This window comes from Streptomyces sp. rh34, assembly GCF_002551245.1.
Lineage (GTDB): Bacteria > Actinomycetota > Actinomycetes > Streptomycetales > Streptomycetaceae > Streptomyces.
Map to the genome: position 1 here is coordinate 1 of NZ_NTGZ01000447.1, position 2,969 is coordinate 2,969.

Annotated in this window: 4 protein-coding genes; 3 read left to right on the forward strand and 1 reads right to left on the reverse strand. The window is 73.9% G+C overall.

The window, feature by feature from the left end:
- Window positions 1-154 precede the first annotated feature (154 nt).
- Window positions 155-865 carry an NADPH-dependent F420 reductase gene (gene npdG / locus CR470_RS36980; RefSeq protein ID WP_097872082.1) on the forward strand — a complete coding sequence of 237 codons (711 nt, stop codon included), beginning with the start codon at window positions 155-157 and terminating at the stop codon, window positions 863-865.
- A gap of 114 nt (window positions 866-979) precedes the next feature.
- A complete protein-coding gene (locus CR470_RS36985; RefSeq protein WP_007458712.1) occupies window positions 980-1,162 on the forward strand; it encodes a hypothetical protein in 183 nt (60 codons plus the stop codon).
- Between the two features lie 16 nt (window positions 1,163-1,178).
- On the opposite strand, the gene CR470_RS36990 is transcribed toward CR470_RS36985, so the two are convergent.
- Window positions 1,179-1,985: a site-2 protease family protein gene (locus tag CR470_RS36990; RefSeq protein WP_097872084.1), complete on the reverse strand. Its 807-nt coding sequence runs from the start codon at window positions 1,983-1,985 to the stop codon at window positions 1,179-1,181.
- 227 nt (window positions 1,986-2,212) lie between these two features.
- Between CR470_RS36990 and CR470_RS36995 the strand changes: the two genes are divergently transcribed.
- A partial coding sequence (locus CR470_RS36995; protein ID WP_143663977.1) for an AfsR/SARP family transcriptional regulator occupies window positions 2,213-2,969 on the forward strand: 757 nt, incomplete at its 3' end.

Consider the following 2,969-nt stretch of genomic DNA (forward strand, 5'->3'; position numbering starts at 1 on the left):
AGATGTGTATAAGAGACAGTCGCCGGGCCGGGCGCGCGGGGCCGCCGGCATCGGCCGACCGCTCCCTCACCCGAACGGAGGGCCGCGCGGTGAGCGGGACCAGGGGCCGGCGGAGCGGCTTCCCCCGGGGCTACCTGGCAGTAGGGTCGGGCCCATGACTACACAGGACAGCGGCAGCGCGCCCAAGCCCCCCGCCAAGGACCCCTGGGACCTTCCCGACGTCTCCGGCCTCAGCGTCGGCGTGCTCGGCGGGACCGGCCCGCAGGGGCGCGGCCTCGCCTACCGGCTCGCCCGCGCCGGACAGCGGGTCACCCTCGGCTCCCGGAACGCGGCGCGCGCCGAGCAGGCGGCGGCCGAACTGGGCTTCGGCGTCGAGGGTGCGGACAACGCGGAGTGCGCCCGGCGCAGCGACATCGTGATCGTCGCCGTGCCGTGGGACGGCCACGCCGAGACGCTTCAGTCCCTGCGCGAGGAACTCGCGGGCAAGCTCGTGATCGACTGTGTCAACCCGCTCGGCTTCGACAAGAAGGGCGCCTACGCCCTCAAGCCGGAGGAGGGCAGCGCCGCCGAACAGGCCGCCGCCCTGCTGCCGGACTCGCGGGTCACCGCCGCCTTCCACCACCTCTCGGCCGTGCTGCTCCAGGACGAGTCCATCGAGGAGATCGACACCGACGTACTGGTCCTGGGAGAGGCCCGGGCCGACACGGACCTCGTGCAGGCGCTGGCCGGCCGCATCCCCGGCATGCGGGGCATCTTCGCGGGCCGGCTCCGCAACGCCCACCAGGTCGAGTCGCTGGTCGCCAACCTGATCTCGGTCAACCGCCGCTACAAGGCCCACGCCGGGCTGCGCACCACCGACGTCTGAGCACCACCGACGTCTGAGCTGCCACCGACGTTCGACCGGGCCCGGTCAGGGCACAACGGGGCATGGGGGACACTGGACGGGCCCGCGACCCGCTCCCGACAGGAGTCGACCCCCATGCCCCGCATCGCTCTCTACGCCCTCGTCGTCTGTGTCCTCGCCGTCGTGGCGGCCGTGGTCTCCTTCGCGCAGGGCAGCCTGCTCGGAATCGTCTGGGTGCTCGTCGCGGGGCTCTCGTCGAACATGACGTGGTTCTACATCCGCAGGCACCGGCTGGCCGTCGCCGCCGACGCGGGCTGAACAGGGCGCCGCGCGGTCAGCCCACCGCGCAGCCCGGGTCCTGCTCGTCGAAGAGACCCCGCCAGAAGCGGTACAGGTCGTAGCCGCAGTACCGCTGGAACTCCTCGACGCCCAGTCCGCGCAGCAGCGCGTGGACCGCGTCGAAGAACGCGATGTTCACCTCGGGGATCCACAGGATCGCGAACACCGCGATCAGCCCGAACGGCGCGATCGGCTCGACCTGGCGGCGGATCCGGTACGAGAGCCAGGGCTCGATCACCCCGTACCCGTCCAGGCCCGGGATCGGCAGGAAGTTCAGGATCGCCGCCGTCACCTGGAGCATCGCCAGGAACGCCAGCGCGTACCGGAAGGCGAGCGGCACCCCGTCGAGCGCGTCGAGCCAGAACGGGGCCGTGCACACCACCGCGAACGCCACGTTCGTGAGCGGGCCCGCCGCCGAGATCAGGCTGTGCTTCCAGCGGCCGTGGATCCGGCCGCGCTCGATGTACACCGCGCCGCCGGGCAGCCCGATCCCGCCCATGATCACGAAGAGCACCGGCAGCACGATGCTGAGCAGCGCGTGCGTGTACTTCAGCGGATTGAGCGTCAGATAGCCCTTCGACCCGACCGAGAGGTCCCCGCTGTGCAGCGCGGTACGGGCGTGCGCGTACTCGTGCAGACAGAGCGAGACGATCCAGGCGCCGGTGACGAACAGGAACACCGCGAAGCCGGTGGCGTCCGCGAAACCCGTCCACACCGCCCAGCCCGCGACCGCGGTGACGGCGGCGATACCGAGGAAGACCGGGCTGACGCTCCGGTCGCCGCGGGTGGCTGCGGTGGTCATCGGCGTTCGGCTCCTGGGGTGAGGGGGCGGGGGAGGGACTGTACGGCGTGGGGCCGGGGATCGGGGAAACGGGGGACGGTAAACGGGAAAGGGGACAGGGGGAGGGGCGCGGGATCGGGAAGCAGGAAGGGGGATCGTACGGTCCGACAGGGCGGGAACGTCGGTGACCACGTGCGTAGTTCCACCCGGTCAACGCCGCCCACCCCACCGTCACGGACAATGGGCCCGTGCGCTACTGCATTCTCGGCACCACCCGGGCACTCCGCGACGACGGCACGGCCGTCCCCCTCGGCGGGGCGCGGCTGCGCGCCCTGCTCACCGTGCTCGCGCTGCGCCCCGGCCGGACCGTCCCGGCCGGAGTCCTCGTCGACGAGGTGTGGGTCGGCGACCCGCCCGCCGACGCGGCCGGCGCCCTCCAGGCCCTGGTCGGGAGGGCGCGCCGGGCCCTCGGCCGGAGCGCCGTCGAGTCCGTGGCGGGCGGCTACCGGCTCGCCGCCCCGCCGGACGCCGTGGACCTGCACCGCTTCGAACGCCTCGTGGGGGAGGGGAGCCGGGCCCTGGAGGACGGCGACGCGTCGCATGCCCTCGCCCTCCTCGGGGAGGGCCTCGCCCTGTGGCACGGGCCCGCCCTCGCCGATCTGCCCGACCGCGCGGCGACGGCGTCCCGCTGGGAGGCCCGCAGGCTCGACGCGCGGTGCACCCGGCTCGGGGCCCTCCTCGCCCTCGGGAGAGCGGGCGAGGCACTGCCGGAGCTGGCCGTGCTCTGCGACGCCCACCCGCTCGACGAACCGCTCCAGGTCCTGCGCATCACGGCCCTGCGGGACGCCGGACGCCCCGCCGAGGCGCTGGCCGCGTACGAGGAGGTCCGCACCCTGCTCGACGACCGCCTCGGCACCGCCCCGGGCCCGGTCCTGCGCGCCCTGCACACCGAACTGCTCCACCAGGAACCGGCCGCGCCGCCCGCACCCCGCCCCGGCCCGGGCG